This window comes from Leptospira tipperaryensis, assembly GCF_001729245.1.
Taxonomy (GTDB): Bacteria; Spirochaetota; Leptospiria; order Leptospirales; family Leptospiraceae; genus Leptospira; species Leptospira tipperaryensis.
On record NZ_CP015217.1, the window covers coordinates 1,645,788 to 1,666,747 of the forward strand.

At 42.4% G+C, this 20,960-nt stretch carries 12 protein-coding genes; 8 read left to right on the forward strand and 4 right to left on the reverse strand.

Translation table 11 applies throughout. The features are described from left to right. Positions 1-2: 2 nt before the first annotated feature. The 3 genes from murJ to A0128_RS07900 are packed head-to-tail and all read left to right on the forward strand — an operon-like array spanning position 3 to position 7,825. Positions 3-1,598: a murein biosynthesis integral membrane protein MurJ gene (gene murJ, locus A0128_RS07890; protein WP_069607005.1), complete on the forward strand. Its 1,596-nt coding sequence runs from the start codon at positions 3-5 to the stop codon at positions 1,596-1,598. A 9-nt stretch (positions 1,599-1,607) separates the two neighbouring features. Beyond that, positions 1,608-1,829: a DUF167 domain-containing protein gene (locus A0128_RS07895; protein ID WP_069607006.1), complete on the forward strand. Its 222-nt coding sequence runs from the start codon at positions 1,608-1,610 to the stop codon at positions 1,827-1,829. 23 nt (positions 1,830-1,852) lie between these two features. Next, the gene (locus A0128_RS07900) at positions 1,853-7,825 is read left to right on the forward strand and encodes an LA_1737 family protein (protein WP_069607007.1); all 5,973 of its coding nucleotides are present in this window, start codon (positions 1,853-1,855) and stop codon (positions 7,823-7,825) included. 71 nt (positions 7,826-7,896) lie between these two features. On the opposite strand, the gene amt is transcribed toward A0128_RS07900, so the two are convergent. Further along, positions 7,897-10,035, reverse strand: coding sequence for an ammonium transporter (gene amt / locus A0128_RS07905; protein ID WP_069607008.1), 2,139 nt, complete (start codon positions 10,033-10,035; stop codon positions 7,897-7,899). A gap of 102 nt (positions 10,036-10,137) precedes the next feature. Between amt and A0128_RS22055 the strand changes: the two genes are divergently transcribed. Both A0128_RS22055 and ald read left to right on the forward strand, forming a co-directional pair. After that, complete coding sequence (locus A0128_RS22055) at positions 10,138-10,320, forward strand: hypothetical protein (protein WP_156781795.1); 183 nt, start codon at positions 10,138-10,140, stop codon at positions 10,318-10,320. A 151-nt stretch (positions 10,321-10,471) separates the two neighbouring features. Beyond that, positions 10,472-11,590, forward strand: coding sequence for an alanine dehydrogenase (gene ald, locus A0128_RS07910; RefSeq protein WP_069607009.1), 1,119 nt, complete (start codon positions 10,472-10,474; stop codon positions 11,588-11,590). Here the strand turns inward: ald and A0128_RS07915 are convergent. Beyond that, positions 11,587-12,258 carry a LuxR C-terminal-related transcriptional regulator gene (locus tag A0128_RS07915; RefSeq protein ID WP_069609196.1) on the reverse strand — a complete coding sequence of 224 codons (672 nt, stop codon included), beginning with the start codon at positions 12,256-12,258 and terminating at the stop codon, positions 11,587-11,589. The two genes, ald and A0128_RS07915, sit on opposite strands and share 4 nt — an antisense overlap. Before the next feature lie 25 nt (positions 12,259-12,283). Further along, positions 12,284-15,304 (reverse strand): ATP-binding protein, encoded by a 3,021-nt coding sequence (locus A0128_RS07920; RefSeq protein ID WP_245667216.1) that lies wholly within the window; start codon positions 15,302-15,304, stop codon positions 12,284-12,286. Positions 15,305-15,792: 488 nt separating this feature from the next. Here A0128_RS07920 and A0128_RS07925 point away from each other — a divergent pair, with 488 nt between their 5' ends. Together A0128_RS07925 and A0128_RS07930 are read left to right on the forward strand one after the other, a co-directional pair. Further along, entirely contained in the window at positions 15,793-16,665 is an 873-nt protein-coding gene (locus A0128_RS07925) for an AraC family transcriptional regulator (protein WP_069607011.1), read from the forward strand. A gap of 70 nt (positions 16,666-16,735) precedes the next feature. Next, positions 16,736-17,179 (forward strand): DoxX family protein, encoded by a 444-nt coding sequence (locus tag A0128_RS07930; protein WP_069607012.1) that lies wholly within the window; start codon positions 16,736-16,738, stop codon positions 17,177-17,179. A gap of 54 nt (positions 17,180-17,233) precedes the next feature. Here A0128_RS07930 and A0128_RS07935 read toward each other — a convergent pair whose 3' ends face one another. Next, positions 17,234-18,319 (reverse strand): AraC family transcriptional regulator, encoded by a 1,086-nt coding sequence (locus A0128_RS07935; protein ID WP_069607013.1) that lies wholly within the window; start codon positions 18,317-18,319, stop codon positions 17,234-17,236. 270 nt (positions 18,320-18,589) lie between these two features. Here A0128_RS07935 and A0128_RS07940 point away from each other — a divergent pair, with 270 nt between their 5' ends. Further along, the gene (locus tag A0128_RS07940) at positions 18,590-20,896 is read left to right on the forward strand and encodes a hypothetical protein (RefSeq protein ID WP_069607014.1); all 2,307 of its coding nucleotides are present in this window, start codon (positions 18,590-18,592) and stop codon (positions 20,894-20,896) included. The last annotated feature ends 64 nt before the right edge of the window (positions 20,897-20,960 follow it).

Below are 20,960 nucleotides of genomic sequence, written 5' to 3' on the forward strand. Positions count from 1 at the left end.
AGTTGTCCAACGCCGCTTCGCGAAGTATCGCACTTTCATTTTATACGTTCTTATCCAGAATCCTGGGTCTCGTAAGAGATCACTTTATGGCGGTTTCCTTTGGAACCGGCATGGTTGCTTCCGCGTTTTCAGTGGCGTATCGTCTTCCCAACATGTTCCGCAATCTTTTGGCCGAAGGAACACTTTCTCAATCCTTTATGCCTCTCTACGCGGAGTCGGGAAAGATCAGCGAAGAAGAAGCCAAGGTCATGAGCGGCGCGGTCCTTTCCTTTTTGTTTTTTGTACTTTCACTTCTTGTGGGTGTGATGTTTTTCTTTTCTCCGTTATTCCTTCCGTTTCTCGTGGGGGGTACCAAGGAATATTCTAATTTAGTAATAGAGCTTACCTATATCCTCTTTTTTCTGATCGTTACCGCCAGCCTTTCCGCGATCTTTATGGCGATTTCGAATTCTAAAAATCGTTTTTTTGTTCCTTCTCTTTCTCCGATCATATTAAATTTAAGTTATCTTTTTGTCTTTATCGGTTTGTTTCCGTTTGTCTCCGATCTTCACGACCGAGTGATCGTTCTTTGTTCGGCGATCGTTACCGGAGGACTCTTGCAGTTTCTCGTGCAGGCTTGGTTTGTCTGGAAAAAAGGCGATATGCCAAAGATCAACTGGAACTGGAAACATCCCGCGATCCAAAAGATCTTTCGACTGATGTTGCCGGCTGCTCTTGGCGGAGGTTTTTATCAGTTGAGTCTTCTCGTGGATATCTTTCTCGCGAACTGGGTTCAAAATCACAATCCGGGTTTAGGTGCGGTTGTGAGTTTGGATTACGCGCAAAGACTCGTTCAACTTCCGACCGGAATCATCGGAGTTGCACTTGCTACCACGATTCTTCCCGCGCTTCTTCAATCCTTGAAGAATGAAAAGTGGTCCGAGGTGGGAACGGAGTTGTCGGCGGCTCTTGAGTTTGCGATCTTTCTTACGGTTCCCGCTGCGATCGGGATGTCTATTTTATCCGGACCTATTTTGGATTCGATTTATTTCGGAGGGAAATGGGATCATCTCGCGACTCATACTGCCGTTTTACCTTTGATCTTTTATTCGATCGCGATTCCTTTTTTTAGCATCAATAAGATTTTGATTTCCTCTTATTACGCTTTTCAAGACACAAAAACTCCTCTGAAGATTCAGTCCGCTTCTTTTACGATCAATATCGTATTGAATCTTTCCCTTGTCTGGTTTTTAAAACATTCAGCGATCGCACTCGCTTCCGCGATTTCGGCGTCCATTACGTTTTTATTGTTGGGAACACTTTTGAAAAAACACAGGGTCGAATTTCCCTGGCTCGCTCTCTTGAAAAAAATTTCCAAGATGATTATCCCGTTTTTTCTTTTGGGAACTTACTTGATCTTTCACAATCTATTCTTATATTCTCCGATTCTAAACTATTTGGAAGAGGGAGGGGTGAGTTACGCCCAGGCTTCGAGGATCAATCTTTGTATAGTAATTCTTCCCGCGATGATACTTTTTTTTGTTTCCAGTCTCGTTTTCCGCGTGGAAGGGATATACCTCTTAGTGGGAAGGTTCCGAAAAAAACACCGGATCACCTAACAAGTTGGAATGAAGTTTACGATTCACGTAAAACCGAACTCTAAAAAAGTCTTTCTCAGAAAAGAGGAGGATGGTTCTATAACGATTGCAGTCCGTGAACCGGCTCAGGAAGGAAAGGCGAACCAAGCCGTGATCGAAGCCCTTTCCAAAGAATGGAATGTTCCAAAGAAAAAGATTCAAATTCTTTCCGGAGAAAAAGGCAAACGAAAGACCGTCGAGATCGATCTCTAAGATATAAGTAAGACTCCAATACGATGCGAAATTATTTATTTCTTTTAATTCTAATCTTTTTTCCCGCGCTTCTTTGGTCCCAGACGGAAGATCCTTTTGACGAGCTCGTTCGTGAAAAAAAGGAAATTTTCGGAAGCGAAAAGGAAGAAAAATATCCCTTGAGAGCCGGATTTGTGGACTGGGAACGCTGGGAAGGGCACAGTTCGTTTCACGTCCTCTGGTTTATCCGAAAGACGGATTATCCAAAATTTAAGCAATTTAGAATATTCCCAATTTATAATTCTCTTGAAGCGAAGTCGGGTAACGCATCTAAAAGTTATCTCTTTCCGATCTACAGCTATCGAAGTCTGAATCTGGAAGGAATCCAAGACAATACTTTTCTTTCTCCCGTTTTTTATCGTCGAACCGTGGCTCCTTCCGGGGGCGGAGCAGGATATCGGGAGTCGACTAACTTTTACTGGTTGGGTTACAACTCGAGTTCGTCCGGGCCCGGCTTTGAAAAAAGTTTCTTCATGTTTCCCGGATTTTTTCCCTTGATCGCAAAGGAGAATGAATTGATCGGCGGAGTAAAATCGACTTCGACGATGATTCTCCCTTTGCTCTTATTTAACAAAGAATCTCCGGAAGAATCTAAAACTACGCTCGCCTTGTTTCACTGGGGCCACGACTTGGAAAAAAGATTTTTCCGATTCTTTCCTCTACTTCATTACTCGGCGGAAAAAACAAGAGAGGACTATTCGTTTACCTTTTTTCCTTTTTATCATCAATCCAGATCCAATAAAGAATCCAAGACGTTCACGATTTATTCTCCGGTTTGGTTTCAGGACGAGGAAAAGACGAGTGATTCTTATTCCGAATATTCTTTTAGTCCGATCGGCTGGTATAAGTCGAAATCGGTTTCGATGACTTCGGAAACTACAAAATTCTTATTTCTTCCTTTGGCTTTGTATTTACAAGAGAATGGAGAAGATTATAAAATCAGAAACTTTCTTTTGTTTCAATGGGGACAAGAAAAGGACTGGAGTTATTTTCGAGTTCTGCCTTTGCTCTATTGGTCGGGAACAAAGGGGCAACCCAATTCCTTTTTTACTTTTTTTCCCTTTGTCTTTTACAAAGAGAATTCGTACTTAAATTTATTTCCTGTATATTTTTCCTGGAAGGATTCCAAAGAAAAATCCGGATACGCCGGTCCTTTGTATTATCATTCTGAATCTCCGACCCAGAAGATCAACTACGTCCTAAATACCTACGTGAAATGGGAAAAAGATAAGGGAGTGAGCGAGATCATCAGCGCTCCGATTTTCTTTTACAAAAAGAATTCTTATCTCACGGTCTTTCCGCTGTATCATCACAACTACGACGGAGAAGAATTCTCGCGATATATCTTTCCTCTTATCTATCACAAGGACACAAAGGATTATTCCGAGGATTACGTAATCAACACGTATTGGAAAAAAGACAAGGATGGATTGTCCGCGGTTACGATCTTTCCGTTTTGGTTTTATAAGAAGAACGAATTTAAACATCTATTTCCGGTTTTCTTTTCCTGGGAAAACTCCAAGGACGATTCTTCGTTTGCGGGGCCTTTGTATTATCGAAATAAAACTTCAAATACTTCGAGCACTTACGTTCTCAATACCTATGTCGAATATGAAAAGGATCAACTGGCCGCTTTGACTTTTTTCCCGATTTTCTATTTTAAGAAAAATGAATACACTCATGTGTTTCCGGTATATTTTTCTTGGAAGGATCGAGATCAGGCCGTAAATCGAGCTGGCCCTCTTTTTTATCAGCATCGCTCGGAAGACGTCCATCACGACTACTATTTTAATACCTATTTCAAACGCGAGAGAGGGAAGGGGATCGTTGAGTGGATCAGCGCTCCGATTTTCTTTTACAAAAAAGATTCGTATCTAACCGTCCTTCCGTTGTATCATCAAAACTACGACGGAGATGACTTTACCCAGTTCGCACTTTTGCCTCTTCCGTTTTATCGGCATATTCGAAAGCAAGAATCGGAAACCCTCGTCCTAAATGCGTATTGGAGTAAGGACGCAAAGGGAGAATACTTGTCCTCCTTCTTCTTTCCGTTCTACTTTCATAAAAAGAATTCTTATCTCGCGATGCCCTTACTTTTTTTCTTTCAGACGGGATCCGAAACCGAAAAACAAACCATCGCACCCTTTTATTATAAATACAATTCCGCCAAGGAAGACGAATTGTTTATTCTCGGCTATCACGAGTATAGCTCAAACGATTCTTCCTTTAAACGGTTTTATCCGTTTTACTATTCTTCCGAAGAGAGGACCGGAGAATCTTTCTTAGGTTTGGCGGGTTTGTATTATCGCTGGAAGAATGCGTCGGGCGATACAACTACGAGGACGATCCTTCCTCTGCACTACTATCAAAAAAATGAATATAATCTCTGGTTGCCTTTTTACTATCGATTCGGAGGCGACGATCGGAATTACGTTTCTTTTAGTCCGCTTCATTATCGACTTCGTTCTCCCGGTGTGGATCGAGATTGGGCCTTGCTCTATTATTCATCCGAAAACAGAGAAGAGAAGACGAGTTCCAGTTTTGTAGCTCCTCTTTATTGGCAATGGAAGAATGCGGATTCCAGAGGAGATATTTTTCTTCCTGCTTATCTCAAATACTATGAGAAGAATAAAAACTTAGAGCTCTACTTCGGCGGGATCTCGATTTCCCAAACCGGAGGTAAGTTCGAAACTTCCTTGAAGTCGAGCCAATCCGGTAAAGAATTCTATGTGGATCTGGATTACGCTTTTGTATATAATCTTTTTAGCATATCTTTACGGAAGGAAGTTTCCAATCCCCTGACCTTTTTTGACGACGAGAAAAAAGAGGAACCGATTCCGGTTTCTCCGCAAGTGAAGAGTCAGAAAAATTTTGGCGGCAAAAAAGACGTCAGGATCGCGGTTGTTGGAGAGGAAAAAAAACAAGGTCCGCCTCAGGAAGGATCGAACTTTGTATCTTACAAAAAGTTAGCAAGAGAGAATTCCAGAAATTATTTTGGTTGGGAAGCGTTATTCGGAATCGCGAGTTATCAATCCGGCGACGATAAAAAACACTTTCGGATTCTTCCTCTCGGTTGGTTTACCTGGGGAAAGAACAACGAGGATAAAATTTTCGCCTTTCCGCTTCCCTTGCCGACTTTCTGGGGAACGATCGGAGACGAGTCGTATCGTGTCGTATTTCCGCTCTACGCCGAGCAAAAAAAAGGAACCGACTTTGTAAGATCTCTTGGGATTTTTCTTTTTGTCATGGAGCAGGAAAAGGATCGAAGAGAATATTCAGTTTTCTGGCCGCTGATACGTTATTCAAAATCCAAAGAGGAAGTCGCTTATCGTTTTTTTCCTTTTTTTGCTCATAAGGAGTCCGCTTCTTCCTTGGAAACAAAGAGTATATTCTTTTATCGCACCAAAGAAAAGACGGGAACCTACGAACATTCTTCCTTTCATGGAATTCTTTTTCCGTTCTATCAGGCTTCCGAAGATTACAATCATATGAACGCGAATAGCAACGGCTCCGGTTACAGTCTGTTTTTTCCATTCTATTATAGAGACTATGAAGATCGTATAAGCGACGGAAGCCCAGTCTTGAAAGAGAAAAATCTCTATACTCCTATTTTCTTATATTCTTCCAGAGAAAACGTTACCTTAAAACAAAAGAGCTCTTCTTTGCTCAGTCCTTTTTATTATAGCAGTTCGAAAGAGAGTGTCGTATTAGATAAACCTTATGTTTCCGAGTTGAATTTTGTGCTTCCGATTCCTCTTGTCCTGTGGGGACGGAAGAATGAGGAAAAATACCGGTTTGTTTTCGGTCATTACAGTTCTACTTCGGCGGAAGCTTCCTCTTGGAATTTTCTTCTTTTAACCGGCGCTTCGAAATTTAAACAGAACGAGAAAGAAGACGTATCTTCGTTTTATGTCTTTCCGTTTTACTTTGGAAAGACGATCACCGAAGGGGAGACTTGGAAGTTTAAATCGGATACGGTTCCTTTCTTTTATTCCGCGAAGCGTACTCCCGATTCTTATGACGCGACTTTTGCGTGGATCTTTAGTTATAAAAAGAATGCGGTCACTCAGGACGAAAGGCTTATTCTCCCTCCGTTAATTTATTATGAGAAAGAGAGAAATCCTTTTGGGCAAATCGATTCTTCCGTGTTTTCTCTTTTTTATTTTCATAAAAGTTTAAAACAAGGGACTTCGAAACTGGATACGTATTCGGATAACACATTTTATACGATCTTTCCGATTCCTCTTTTTTACACCTATGAAAGTGTGACGGAAGCCGAAACTAGAACCGAAACAAACGGTTGGACTTGGTTGTTTTTGGCGGACCTGGAACAAAAGAACTTTCCGCTTCTGAAAAAACAGAGTTTCGAATTTAGAATGCTCTTAGGACTTCTCGGAGGTTATTCTTCAGAAGTAGAACTTCAGCGGAGGAGTCAGTCTTGGAATGCGTCTTTGTTCTTTTTTAGAAAAACAAAACAAGAGAACGGAGTTCAAACGTATTCTTCTACTTTGATTCCGATTCTTTATTCCAATGAAGAAACTCCGACTTCTTCCGAAACAAATATTCTGATCTTAGCCGGAACGAAGACGGATCAAAAGACGGGGCTCAAACGATCCATGCTTCTTCCTTTTTGGTTTCAAAAGGAAGAGGTCACTCGTAAGGGTTATGTGGATTATGCAACTTTTACTCCCTTATTCTTTCAGACAAAGTATGTCCAAGAAGGAAAGGAAGCGAATCTATATACAAATCGATTTTTCCCGATTCTTCCGATACCGTTGCTCTATACTTTTGAAGAACGCATTCGAGAAGACAAGGTCAAAAAAGATGTCTGGGGATTTGATTGGTTGTTTTTGGCCAATTATAAAAATACGAAGTATCTTCACAAGAGTTCTGAATTTACATCTTTCAAGGCGGCTTTTTCCTTGTTCGGATATGAGAAAAATGGAATGGACGGCGAACACGAGACGAGTTCTTATCTGTTTCCTCTTTTCTTTTATAAGAGTTCGGATCACAAGGACTACGATTATTACCGCTGGATCGTTCCGATCGTTAGTTATAGAAGTTTTAACGAAAGACAAGGGCAGATCCGCTCTCACACAAATCTTTTCGGGATTCTTTTAAATTACAAACGGGACGACGAGGTCGGCACGAGAAGTTTATATCTATTTCCTTCTCTCTATTATTCGAGCGAACGAAACGGAGGAGAGAAAACGTTTCTTTTGTTTCCGCTCGTTTACACATCCTTTAGCGAAGAAAAGGAATATTCCTTTTTCTTAATGGGTTACTACCAGGGAAGGAATTCGACAAGCAATCGTTATAACTTTTTATATCTTGTCGATATAGAATCCTCTCTTTCAGAGCAAAGAAAGGAATTGTCTTTGTTCTTGGGGGCGTTTCATTCCCAGTTTGAAAAGGATAGAACTCGTTGGTCTGTGTTAGGCGGAGTTTTGGCCGGATACGAATCTACTCCGCAAATGACGGACTGGAATTTTCTTTGGATTCATTATCTCAATTCTCCTCAGGAGAAAATTCAGAATTTTCTTCCGATCTATCGATACGGTGAAACTTCAGACAGCTATTCTCTTTTGCTTCCTCCGATTCTTTCCTATCATTCGAAGGATAAGGACGGCTCTTTGACGTTAGGCGGTCTTTTTGGTCTGATCTACTATAACAATCGTTCCGAAGTTTACAAAGAGGAATCCACAAAAGTGTTGGGCGGGCTCTTTTACTTTTCCGAAACTAAGGCGGAGCGAGGATTTAAAAACCGAGGAATTTTCGGCTTTCCGGCCATCGGCGGTTTGATCTGGAATCACGAATACGAGGCGCAGACGGGATACGAGAAAACCTCTTTCTTTAAGTTTATTTATAGTAGAACGACAACCGTGAAGGGAACGACGTTCAGCAGGATTTTTGGAATTAAAGCATTCGAGTCTTCCAAGAGCGGAGATTCCGAATAAACATACTCTGTTGTTCGAAATTTATCGAATTTTTTTTAAAGAAGTTTGCTCGATCAAAACGAACTTTGATTTCAAACTCCGTTTTGTTTCCAGTTGATTCCGATGATCGAGATATCGTCTTGTTTGGCGACTCCGGATAAGAATTTTTCTTGTTCGTTTAACAACGAGTCGATCCCTTCTCGAAGAGGTTTTGAGTTCATCGAGTGAATGATCTTTTCGACCCTGTCTTCTCCGAATTCCTCCTTTTCGTCGTTCCACTGTTCCACCAGTCCGTCCGTAAAAAGTACAAGTTTGGAAGTCGGTTTGATTTTGATTTCGTTCGAAGTGTATTCCGTTTTGGAAATGGCTCCTACGATCCTTCCCGTTTTTTCTAACTTTAGAATTTTGTCCTCAAAGATGAGATACTGTGGAATATGGCCCGCCGACGCGTAACGAATGTTTCCAGAATTCGTATCGATATCCAATACGATACAAGTAAAGAATTGATTCAAGTTTTTGAATGTGTTTAAGAATTCGTTGTTTAAATGATATAATATTTCGGTCACGCTGTAAATTCCGCGTTTTAGAGATTCGTAGATGGCCTTGATCGCCATAGTGATGAGGGCGGCTTGTATTCCGTGCCCGGTCGCGTCGGCAAGAAAAAATCGAGTCAGACCGGGGCGCAGTTCCATGATATCAAAAAAGTCCCCTCCGACTTCACTCAGTGGCAGATAACGTACTATGATTTCGAGTTCTCCGATCGTTCTATCTTTTTGAGAAAGAATTCCGGATTGAATTTTTTTTGCGGTGGAAAGATCGTTTTGGATCAGATTGAGATTCTCTTCCAATTGTTTTGTGAGAATTTCCTTTTCTTTGATGTTCATCCGAATTCTTCCGAGAACTGAATTGTATCGTTCCGCAATCTGGCCGACTTCCGTAAAAGGTTCGATCGAAAGATCTTTGCTGAGGTCGCCGGTTCTTTTTTGGTATTCCATCTCGAGAAAAAGATCGATGAGTTCGGTCGTGGCCCTGTGTTCCGTATAGTTTAAACCTTTCTGCTCGTTTAATTCCGAAACTCGAAACTTAAAAAACCGATTGATCAAACCGAGGATGAGATAACTTAAACCGAAAGCGAGGGTGCAACAAGTAAGAATTCCGATTCCTTGTGCTTGGATCTGTTCCCACCGAGTAAGGCCCGTTCCTAAAATTTCCAAATTACCAAAGAGACCGACTGCGATCGTTCCCCAGACTCCCGCCGCGAGATGCACTGGAATCGCACCGACGGCGTCGTCTATCTGTAGTCTGTCCAGAAGGGATCTCGTTTCATACATGATGATTCCCGCGACAAAGCCGATCAAGACCGAATCGATGGAGTTAACCGCGTGACAAGAAGCGGTGATCGCGACAAGACCGGCTAACGCGCCGTTTAAGGGAAGAGTGGCTTCCGCGTATTGAAGTCGGATCCAGCCGTAGATAAGAGAGGCGGCCATGCCGCTCGCTGCGGCGAACATCGTATTGACGATGATCTTGGGAACGGACGCGGTGAAGGCTAACGTGCTTCCTCCGTTAAATCCGATCCATCCAAGCCAGAGAATCAGAGTTCCGAGCATCGCAAGAGGAAGGTTGTGACCCGTGATATAACGGACAGATCCGTCTTCCGCGTATCTTCCCGAACGATTGCCTAAGAGTAGCATCGCCGCGAGTCCGACCCAACCGCCGACGCTGTGAACCACCGTCGATCCGGCAAAGTCAACAAAACCTAATTTAGCAAGCCAACCCGTCGCCGTTTCCCAGTTTAAAAGATCCTTTCCCCAAACCCAGTGACCGAAGATCGGATAGATGATGGCCGAGATCACGATCGTGACCACGATATACGCGCCGAACTTCATACGTTCCGCGACAGCTCCCGATACGATCGTAGCGGCGGTGCCACAAAACATCAGTTGAAACAAAAAGAAGACCGCGATCTCAGGATGAGCCGTTGAAAATTCAGGAAAGAAAGAATCGGAACCGATCAAGCCGAAGGAGGAAGTTCCGAACATAAGGCCGAAGCCGACGGAGTAGAAGATTAAAGTTGCAATGCCGAAGTCCGTTATATTTTTGATCGCTACGTTGATCGAGTTTTTTGTTCTCGTGAGACCGGACTCAAGACAAAGAAAGCCCGCTTGCATAAAGAAAACAAGTCCGGAGGAAAGAATGATCCAAAGTATATCGAAATTTGTCTTAGGCATCTGCGTCTTTTGTTTTTCAGACGAATAAAGTTTGCAAGAATCATTTTAAGAATTTCATTTTTGTATCGGATTCTTTTATTTTTGAAATTAGAGAAGAACGTTATGCTATGCTTACAAATGAGGCATTCTGATTTTTATAGAATCAGAAACGTTAGTTTTAGAGCTGGGATTCGTAAGAATCAAAATGACGTTACCAAACGGATGAATCCTAAGTATTTCAAAGAAAGGAAACGTGTCGTTTTAATATCTTTGGATGAAATATTCACGATTCGTGAAGTGACCTAAAGCAAATTCTTTCATCCATTTTCTTATACAAAAGGGGAATCATTTTTGTTCCGGAAAGAAAAACTTTGAATAAAATCAATTGCGGAATTGTATCAAACAATAGAATCTGAGCCGATTCTATCCAACACAAAGAGATCAGAGCGAGAGAAACATGAAAATCGGAATCCTAAAAGAAATCAAAATCGCCGAAAATCGAGTCAGTATGACTCCGGCGGGTGTGGAGATTCTAAAACACAACGGACATACTGTTTATGTGGAGCAAAACGCAGGTATAAACAGCGGATTTCCGGATTCAGAGTATGTGGAACACGGAGCGGAGATTCTTACTGATCGAGCTGATATATTCAAAAAATCTGATATGATTCTTCACGTAAAAGAACCGCAACCTTCCGAATATTCTCTTTTAAGGGAGAATCAAATCCTATTTACGTATCTGCACCTCGCCGCTTCCAAGGAACTGACCCTTGCACTTATGAAAACAAACTCCGTGTGCGTTGCTTATGAAACGATCCAAGAAAAAGACGGTTCCCTACCGCTCTTGATCCCGATGAGCGAGATCGCGGGAAGGATGGCCGCACAGGAAGGAGCCAAGTATTTGGAGATGATCCACGGAGGTAGCGGAGTTCTTTTGGGAGGAGTTCCCGGCGTTGAACCTGGAGTCGTGGTCGTCATCGGAGGAGGGATCGTAGGAACGAACGCGGCAAAGATCGCGGCCGGACTCGGAGCTCGGGTTTATATTTTGGATACAAGCGCGGATCGACTTCGATATCTCTCGGAGATTATGCCGAGCAACTGTATCACTCTCTCTTCCAGTCCTTCCAAGATTCGAGAGTTATTAAGAATCGCCGACGTCGTCATCGGATCCGTTTTGTATCCCGGCGCAAAAGCGCCGAGACTCGTGACAAGGGATCATCTAAAAACGATGAAGAAGGGATCCGTGTTGATCGACGTCGCAATTGATCAAGGAGGTTGTTTTGAAACTTCAGTGCCGACCACGCACGAGGATCCGATCTATATCGTTGACGGAATCGTTCACTATTCGGTCGCGAATATGCCGGGAGCGGTTCCCAAAACTTCGACTCTTGCGTTGACGAGCGCGACCCTGCCTTATGTATTAGAAATTGCGAATTTAGGTTGGAAGCAGGCGGCGATTTCTTCGGAGGAAATCAGAAAAGGGCTAAACGTAGTCTTGGGTAAAATCACATACAAGGCTGTATCGGATGCATTCGGAATGGAACATACAAACATAGATTCCATTCTGAAATCTTAATCCTGTTTTTCTCCGAGGTTGGAACCGCTCATGGGAAGCAAGCCGAAATCGGTCGCTTTTTTAACCAATTCGGCTCTGTTGTGAACATTCAATTTTTTGTATATATTCTTTACGTGATGTTGGATCGTATATTTGCTCACGCCTAAGAATTCGGCCACTCGGTTGATCGTTTTTCCGGTAACCATGTGATCCAAAATCTCTTTTTCTTTTTTGGTCAGTTTGACTCCGTCAGCTACTTTTTTTAGTTTAAAACTGTTTAAAACCCGAAACGCGATCGTTGGAGTGATGATCGCCCCGCCGCGCAACACGGTATCTATGACTTCTAAGATGTCCTTTAATTCGGATTTAAGAATATAACCGATCGCGCCGTATCGAAGTGAGTTGTAGATGAGTTCGTCCGAGTTCATATTACTCAGCATGATCTTGCTGATCGCGGGATCTCTTTCAGAAAGTTTTGCAGCGAGATCGACTCCAGTCATTCCGGGAAGAAGAATGTCTAAGAAGATGATGTCTAACGTGCGACCTTTTGCGTCCTTCCAAAAGGATTCCGCGGACTCCCAGTGAAGAATTTCTTCGACGTCCGGGACGGATTCTAAAACCTTTAAAATTTGGTTTTTATAGTTTTCGTCGTTTTCAACAATTCCGATCTTTATATTCTTTGTTGTCATGTTCATCCTTAATTCTTATGCGGTATCAAATCGTTAAAAAACGATCGGCCTTGATTTGAAGAGCGATCGAGTATACGTTTTGTAAAAGCGCCATTTCCATTTTACCGTCGAGCTTTACGATCCTCTCGATCAAATTTTCGGTTCCTCTTCCGGATCGGTTGTTCGTCAGTTTATAACCGGACTCCGATCTCATATCCATTCGAATTTCCTTATCTTTGAGTGAGAAATTCCAAATCGAAATTCCCTTTCCATACTTTAGATCGTTGTTCGTCACTTCGTTGATGATTCCAAAAAATTCCATGAGACTCGCTTCGTCTTTGTGGGATTCGAAGATCTCCAAGAGTTCGTCTTCGCACTGAAAATCGATTTCTCTTCCAGCGTCCGAATAACGTCTGAGAAGGACAAGATTCACGCCAGTGATAAAATTTTCGGAGACGAGATTGAGATCTTCTATCTTTAACATTTGTTCGCGTAGCATTCCGATGGATTGATTTACCGTTCCGTGAATTTTTTCGAAAAGATTTCGATTCGGTTCTATCGTTCCGCTGAGAAGTTCTTCGGAAAGAAATTTTAGATCGATCAGTTTCGCCCCGAGATGATCGTGAAGATCGATGTTGATTTTTTGTCTGACTTGTTGAATCGCTTCTCGTTTATCATTTTCCCTTTCGAGTCTTTCCTTATGACCTTGGACCGATTCGAGTAGATTGTTGACTCGGTTCATCAACTGTTCAAAGTCAAAGGGCTTTACTAAATAATCGTTTGCTCCGGCGTTCAATGCTGCGATGAGATCGCTGTCCCGGTTCTTTGCCGAAACCATGAGGATCGGTAGGTCGATAGGGCTCAGGCGTTTACGGATTTCTCTTGCGACTTCCAAACCGGAAAGACGAGGCATCATCACGTCCAGGATCATCGCTTGAAAGTTCGTATCTGTTTTGAGCAATTCCAAGGCGTCGTTTCCGCTCTGAACGACGAGACATTCGATGTTGCGGAGCGAAAGATAATTCTGAATGACTTCTAAGTTGACGGGTTCGTCGTCTACGACAAGAATTCGAATCTTGTGGTTCGTTTCCTGATTCTTCCATTCTCCTTCATCGGATGCGACAGTTTCCAGTTGAGAAAAAGAATTTGAATTCTTATTCTTTTTTTTCTTTTGAGAATCGGGTATGTCTTTGCAAATCGGAATCGTAAAATAGAACCTCGAACCTTCGCCTAACTTAGATTCAACGTCTAATTCTCCGCCGTGTAAGGCGACGAGTGCGCGACTGATCGTAAGTCCTAAGCCAGTTCCTCCCGCGTTTCCCGCGTCGCCGGATTGAACTCTTTCAAAGAATTCGAATATTCTTTTTTGTTGATCTTCTTGAATTCCGATTCCGGTATCGGTCACGCTGATTTCGGCGGTATCCTCGTCGATTCTTTTGGCGCTTACTACGATTTTTCCCGTTTCCGTAAACTTGATCGCGTTTCCGATTAGGTTTTGTAGAATTTGTTGGAGTCGATTCTCGTCGGCCATGAGGGGAGGAAAATCGGCTTCGATTTCGTTTAACAAAACTATCTTAGACGGATCCGCGTTGACGCGGTTTAAGTCCAATGTGAAGTCGGCGGCTTGTTTGATGTCTACTGGAATTTTTCTGAGATTGAGATCGCTGTGTTTGAGTTTGGAAAAGTCCTGGATGTCGTTTACTAAACTGGAAAGTCTTTCTCCGCTCGAGACGATCATTCCCAATTGTCGTTCCACAAATACGGAAAGATCTCCTCCCGCTCCTCTTTTTAAAGAATCCGCGATGCCGATGATTCCTTGAAGCGGAGTTCTGAGTTCATGAGAAGTTGTCGCGAGAAATTCGTCTTTGAGTCTATCCAAAGAAATCAATCGATCGTTGGAAGTTTGTAGATCAACGCTGAGTTTTTGAGAAAGATAATAAGAAATCGCGAATTGTTTTGAAATGATAAAGGCCTGTGCGATAAAAAAGATCGATATACCGTAGGAAATAAAGTAGGAAGTATTGATGATCATGTTCGCATAAAGAAGATCGTTGATGATAATCAAAAAAAGAAGAATACAGATTAAAAATCCGATCCAAGCGCCGACACGTTTGTTGCGAATGGCGCAAATCAATACATACACCATATAAATACATTCGATAAATACAAAGAAGCTAAAGACGGGGAGGGTCTTTGAATAGAATGCGAGATCCGTCACGAGAATGATCGCCGATAAAAAGGAAAAAACCGCGACAAATGTATAAGCCGCTTTTTTATGAAACTCGTTCGGAAACATCGAACGTAAAAAAAGAGCTAAGATAAAACCTCCGATATACACGGAAAGCAATTCGAGTCGATAGCTCAGATTAAAATCAAAGTTTGGAAAAAGAGTGAATAAAAGACGTTCTCCCGTTAATACGATTCTTAAAATCGCTACGAGTCCAATGAGAGTAAAATAGAAATGAGAAAGTTCTCTGCGTAAGAGAGAGAAAAGACTGAAATGATACAAAACCCCGATGAATAATCCTCCGGTGATAAAAAGGTCTAGCCAAATCGTTCTTTCACGAAGCGTGTTCAACTCTGCGTGTTTGCCGATCAAAACCTTTGCCCAGACTCCGCCTTTTGAATGTGCAAAGTTGGAAACTTCGATGACGACTTCGTTCTCTTTTCCTAAGACAAAGGATTGGCTGACCGCCGGTCGATATAAGGGGCTGCTCGTCTCCGAAGAAACTCCAACGGTTCCACTCGAGAGAACCTTGACTCCGTTCACATAAAGATTGTAAGCGGTGGCGGCTTCGAGCATCTTGATCGACATGTCGCTCTGGGGTTCGTTTAAAAGAATGCGCATTCGGTATGTCGCATAACCGAAGCCGGGATAATACTTTCCATCCTTGTTATAGTTGGTCCAAGAATCGGGAACGTTTACGAATTCGAGTGGTTGTAGACGTTTCTCTTTTAGAGTGGAATCTCGGATCTCCGAGTAGAGTTGCTTCCAAAAGAATTCCCAATTTCCATCCAAACTTAAATTCCCTTTGTTCGTAAAATTCCAAACGGATCGAAGATCCAAGACTCCCTCGGAAACTTTTGGAGGTCTTTCGATGATGAAAATTTTTTCGCAGGATACAAAGAAGAGACAAAAGAAAATCAAAAGACAAAGGACTCTCTTCGATTGATTCTTTTGAGGAAACATAAGAATGTCTTAAAGAACGAATCCGAATCGGGAAACCATTTTCTTTTTTTTAACGGTCCTTTCCGGGAACCGATGGAAAGAAATTTGTTGGAATTCAGCAAAAGATAGGAAGTTGCCACTCATTCGAGGGATCAAAATGTCTTTTATTGCAAATTGCTAAACGGAAATGGATTGATAAGAATTCAAAGCAAAGAATCAAGTCGGTTTCATTTTTGAAAGAGAGGACCATTCGAGGAGCTTCTTCTACGATTTCACTGAGAAACAAAATAAGGATTTTCAGCGTGGCCTTTTTAAAGATAGAAAAACGAAATTTCTAGATTCTTCCGAATTGCAATTTTATAAGGATTGTGTTCACTGGAAGCAGAATGTCAAAGGTAGATCACATTCCTCCGATTCTTCATCTTTCGGACGTAGTCGAAGATAAAACAGATCCTTTTTTTTACGCGGGTCGTTTGGAAGAATTGCCGCCCAGCTTTCAAGAATACGATAGCTCTCACAGACATACTTACTTCGCACTTTTCTTTTTTTTGGAAGGCGCAGGAACTCATACGATCGACTTTCAAGAATATACGATCGAAAAGAACACTCTTTTCTTTTTAAAACCGGCGCAAGTGCATTCTTGGAAATTTACAAAACCTGTAAGAGGATTTGCTCTCAAGGTTTCTTCCGAGTTTTTTACGGATCAAGGTGAGAATGCTTCCCTGTTACGAGAATATCCGTTTTTTCAATTTGCTCAAACTTCTCCGAAAATTCTGATCGAGGATTCTATACGACTGAGATCCGATTTTGAAAGACTCGTCGATGAAAAGAACTTACGATCCGAAAAGAAAATGCTTTTGATCTTGTCTCAAGTGATTCTTCTTCAGGCCAAAAAAGAATACGATTTTGGACAAGCGAACGAGATCCCGGCCGATTCCACGATCGTATTGTTTCAGAAATTTTTGGAGGAGAATTTTTTAAAAGAAAGAAATACTTCTTATTATTCTCGAAAGATAGGAATCGCGCCGAACACTCTCAATCGGATCTGTCACGAAGAATTGGGTAAGTCGGCGAAGTCGGTGATTCACGAACGTATCGTTCTTGAGATCAAACGTATGCTCCTACATTCAAATTTGAATATTACACAAATCGCATGGGAATTGGGTTTTGCAGATAACGCATATTTTAGTCGTTATTTCAAAGCGCAAACCGGAACCTCTCCGGAAAGTTATCGAGATTCCAAACGAAAAACACCATAAAATACGGAATCCGTCCATTTACATTTTCGTTTTTATTTTCTATAGTTTCCTTATCTTAAAGGAGATTGAAATGATCGAAAAATTCTTTCAAACGGAATCGAGTTGGATCTTGACATTCGTTCGAATTGCCCTCGGAGTTGTGATACTTCCTCACGGACTTCAGAAATTATTTGGATGGTTCGGAGGATTTGGATTCGGAGCGACGATGGGTTTTTTTCAATCGCAAGGAATTCCATCCGTGATTGCGTTACTCGTCATCTTGGCGGAATCCTTTGGAGCGCTCGGATTGATCCTCGGCTTTGCTACAAAACTTTCAGCGTTCGGAATCGCTCTTACTATGATCGGCGCCGCCGTCTTTGTAAGAGCCAACGGATTTTTTATGAACTGGTTCAACACACAAGCCGGAGAAGGTTTTGAATATCATATCCTTGCGACCGCGATGGCACTGGCGCTTTTGATCGGAGGCGGTGGAGTTTTGTCTTTGGATTCTCTGATTTCGGAAAAGCTCAAATAAGAAATAAAAAAAGGTTCCGATTCCGGGTTGTAGATTCTTCCCGGAATCAGAATTTCATACGATCTCTTTTTTTCTAGTCTGACTCGGCGTTTTTCCCGTTATCTTTCGAAAGGAATCATTGAAGGAAGACTTCGAATTAAATCCCACAAAATAACAGATGGAAAGAACGTCTTGTTCCGGATTTTCTCTTAACAGATTTACGGCTTCTTCGATTCTGTATCGATTTACGTAATTGTAGAATCCGGTGTTTAGATGTTCGTTTAGAAACTCCGTAAGCTGATACGGTTTGATCGCTAAGTCCTCGGAAAGAGTGGTTAACGTTAGTTCCGGATCTCTGTAGAGTTTTTTATCCCGCATCAATTCTTCGATTCTGAGTTCCAGTAAAGACAGATCGACTCCGACTAACAACGATTTTTCGTATTTTCGTTTTCTGACTTCCTTGGTCAAAGGTACAAAAAAGTCAGGATAACGGGCGGGAGCAAGAAATAAAAGAATTACGATCAAAGCGACAAGAACTCCGCCGAGGCCGAAAAGTTCGTCGCTTCCTCCCATAAAACCGAAGACTAAGGAATACATAGCGATCATCGTGATCGAAGCCAAGATAAAGATAAAACGAATCTGAGTTTTGATTTCCGGCACGGAAGAAAGCCCGGCTAACATTCGAAATCTTGCAATAAAGTATCCCGTAGTCAAAAACGTAGTCACCAGAAATGAAATCGCGAGAAAGTGTTTGTATCGAATTTCTCGAAAATTTCTGAGATCCGATACAATCTCTTCCGGGATTCTCGCAAAGAATAAGATTTCCAAAATGATAAAGATAATTGGAAATACGAAATGGATTCTGATATCCCTCTGTAGATCCTGATTTGGATAGAGAAGTGCGTGCGTATAGAGCAAGGTTACAGGTCCGATCATAGAAAAGGACGTGAGCAATAGAAAGATAGAATGGGGAAACGTCTGATCCACTTTCCCAAGCACGTTTCCAACCGTGAAAAGAATGATTCCCAAGGAAGCAAAGAGAAGCGCTGTCAAACGATTCTCTCTTCTGATTTCTTGCGGAATCAGTTTTTGAAAAGTAAGAAGCGCTGAGAGCGCACTTCCAAAATAGATCACGGCCCGTATCCAATCCGTTTCCGACATGGGAAAAAGGGATCTCTTTTTTGTATGTTGTCAAGTGATACTAGGCGATTGTTATAAAAAGAATCCGCGATTTTTCATTCTTTGAAAATTCTAAACAAGACTTATTGAATTACATTCCAGTTATATTCTACTTATTTAATTTTTAGAAACGTTCGATTCACGAAATTCAAACGTCCGGATTCTATCTCTCAGACGACCTTTTTTTGAATATCGGTTATTCTTTTTAAATCTTTAAAAAGAAGAATGAAGAGAAGAGGTGTCTCGATGAAAATGCGAAAGTTTCCCCTTGGGAAAAAGTATTTTAATATTCCACTGGTTGCGACTCTGATCCTGATCGCGGGTTGTCCCGCAGGAATCTTTACGAAGTTTCCGGATCAAGAAGACGTATGTAAGTTCGATGCCGTAAGAGAAGGGGTCAGGTCTGCGTCCGCAGCTTTTTTTCCGGATCCACAATTGGAATCCTTATCCATCAACGGAGGACTTGCTTGGCAAAATCTTCCGGATAGTCCGATACCGGTTCCTCCTCCCGTATTGAGCCCGGGACAAACGATCACTCTGAGAGGAAGCGGATTCGGATCCGGTCCCGATATAGATTACACAAAGATTATGATCGGAAACACTAGAGTTCTTGAAACGGATCTTAGAATGTTTGAGCAAAAACTTGATCTCATCAAACAGGTGAACTTTGAAACCAAGGACACTCACGATCAGTGGGGAAAATACATTCTCAGTTGGTCCGATTCGGAAATCAACTTTAAGGTTCCGGAACACGTAAGCGGAGGACCTCTGATCGTTCAGGTTCAAAAACGAACCGGCTACAATCTTTCTCTGCTCAAGCCGACGGACGCGCATAACGTGATCGACGCTCAGACAAAAAGAATCACAGACGAAGACTTTAAACACAAATGCGACGTCGTTTCGTTGTTAAGCGAAGCCAAGGCTACGAAACCTCTTGCGGTAACCGTCAACAATCCCGGTTTTAACAATCTATTCTCACTTGGAGAAAAAATATTCTGGTCCTACGACTTTAACATCGGTTTGGCGCACGCCATTCGAAACTTAGATTGGAATAAGATCTTCGGTTATCAAACCACGGATCCGATCACGGGTTACGTTGCCGATCCGGCGTTGTTGTTCGGCGCTTATCACGCGATCTCAAACGAGGTTCCAAGTGCGGCGATCGATAACGTATATTTCGATCCCTATCCGCAACCGACTCCGATTCCCGGATATCTCGGAGGAGATCAGTTGACAAAAGGAAACACAAGAAGTAGCGGTTGGGTCGGTTATCGTTATAAGGAAGCTTCTCACCCTTATACAGGCAAAGGAGAATGGATCGGTTTTAACTGCGCTTCTTGTCACGGTTATAGAATCAGCTTTGAGGCGTCTCCCGGAAGTGTGGTGACAAAGGTGATTCCAGGACTTCCGAATCCGAATTGGTCGATGCGCTGGTCTTTGCTAGGAGATATGAAAGGAATCAAGGAATCTGAACCCGGTCCGAGTTTTGACTCTTCTGCAAAAGACATCGATAAGACAGCTCTGATCTATCACATGCCTCAGGGCGCCGGCGAACACACGTTAGTCCGCGTTAAAGGAGAAGGGAGTGAAACCGATAACGACTATCAGTTTTCTCCGATCGCGATTCCAAACGTGACCAACTACATGGGCGTTAGACGTTCTTTGTCTCATACCGAATCCTACGTCGGTTTTGAAGGATCTTATATTCATTCGGAAGAACCCGATGGAGCTACCGGTTCGATGAAAGCGAAAGAACTTCAAGCTTTGACAGCTTACATGACCAAACTTGACCAATATGATAAACCTCTGAGACAAGTCGGTATATATCGTTGGCTCAAATCCAAAGGAAAACTGATTTCTCAAACCGGAATCAATCTGGGAGAAGGGAGTTTTGTTCAAGCAGGTTGGGAATCTTTTCCGGGAGTTGCGGAATCGATTAACAGAGGTAAGACGGTTTATCAGAGGGATTGTGGTTCCTGTCATAGCGATAAGATCGGACTCAATTCCAACGAAAAGATGTTCAAGCTCAACGAAGTGGGAAGATTTTTCGCTCCGACCGTTTATCAAAAGGAACAACAGTCGATTCGTGCTAACTTCTTGAGAGACATGTATTGGGTGCAACACAGGGGATTGTTAAGCGACGGACACGTCCGAAATCTGGAAGACTTGGTTCATCCGGATCGTTGTACGGAAGGTTCCGGCTTGTATAATTCTTATTATACGCTCCATACTTCGGTGCAGCCCGCGCTCGGCGGTCCGGACTTTCCACAACCGTATCCCGCCTATAACCGGAAAGGCGACGTGTTTCGCGTAATCAAATCTCCGAATACTGACGTTGGAAATAAACGAAATCGTTTTATCGAAAGACACAAGTATTTCGTGACGCTTCCGAACGATCCGGATTGGTATTACTGGGATTATCAAAAGATGAGGAGAGAATACGGTCCGGAAGAGATGGGAACCAAACAACCCATCGGTATGCCGGCGGCTCCACATCCATGGTGTGCGAGAAGCGCATCCGAAGTGGACGACTTAGTTGAGTATATTCTAACTCTCTAAAGTGATTTACAAAATGGATTCAATCAAGACTTTAGGTTTTGATTGAATCCTAAGTTTAGGAAAT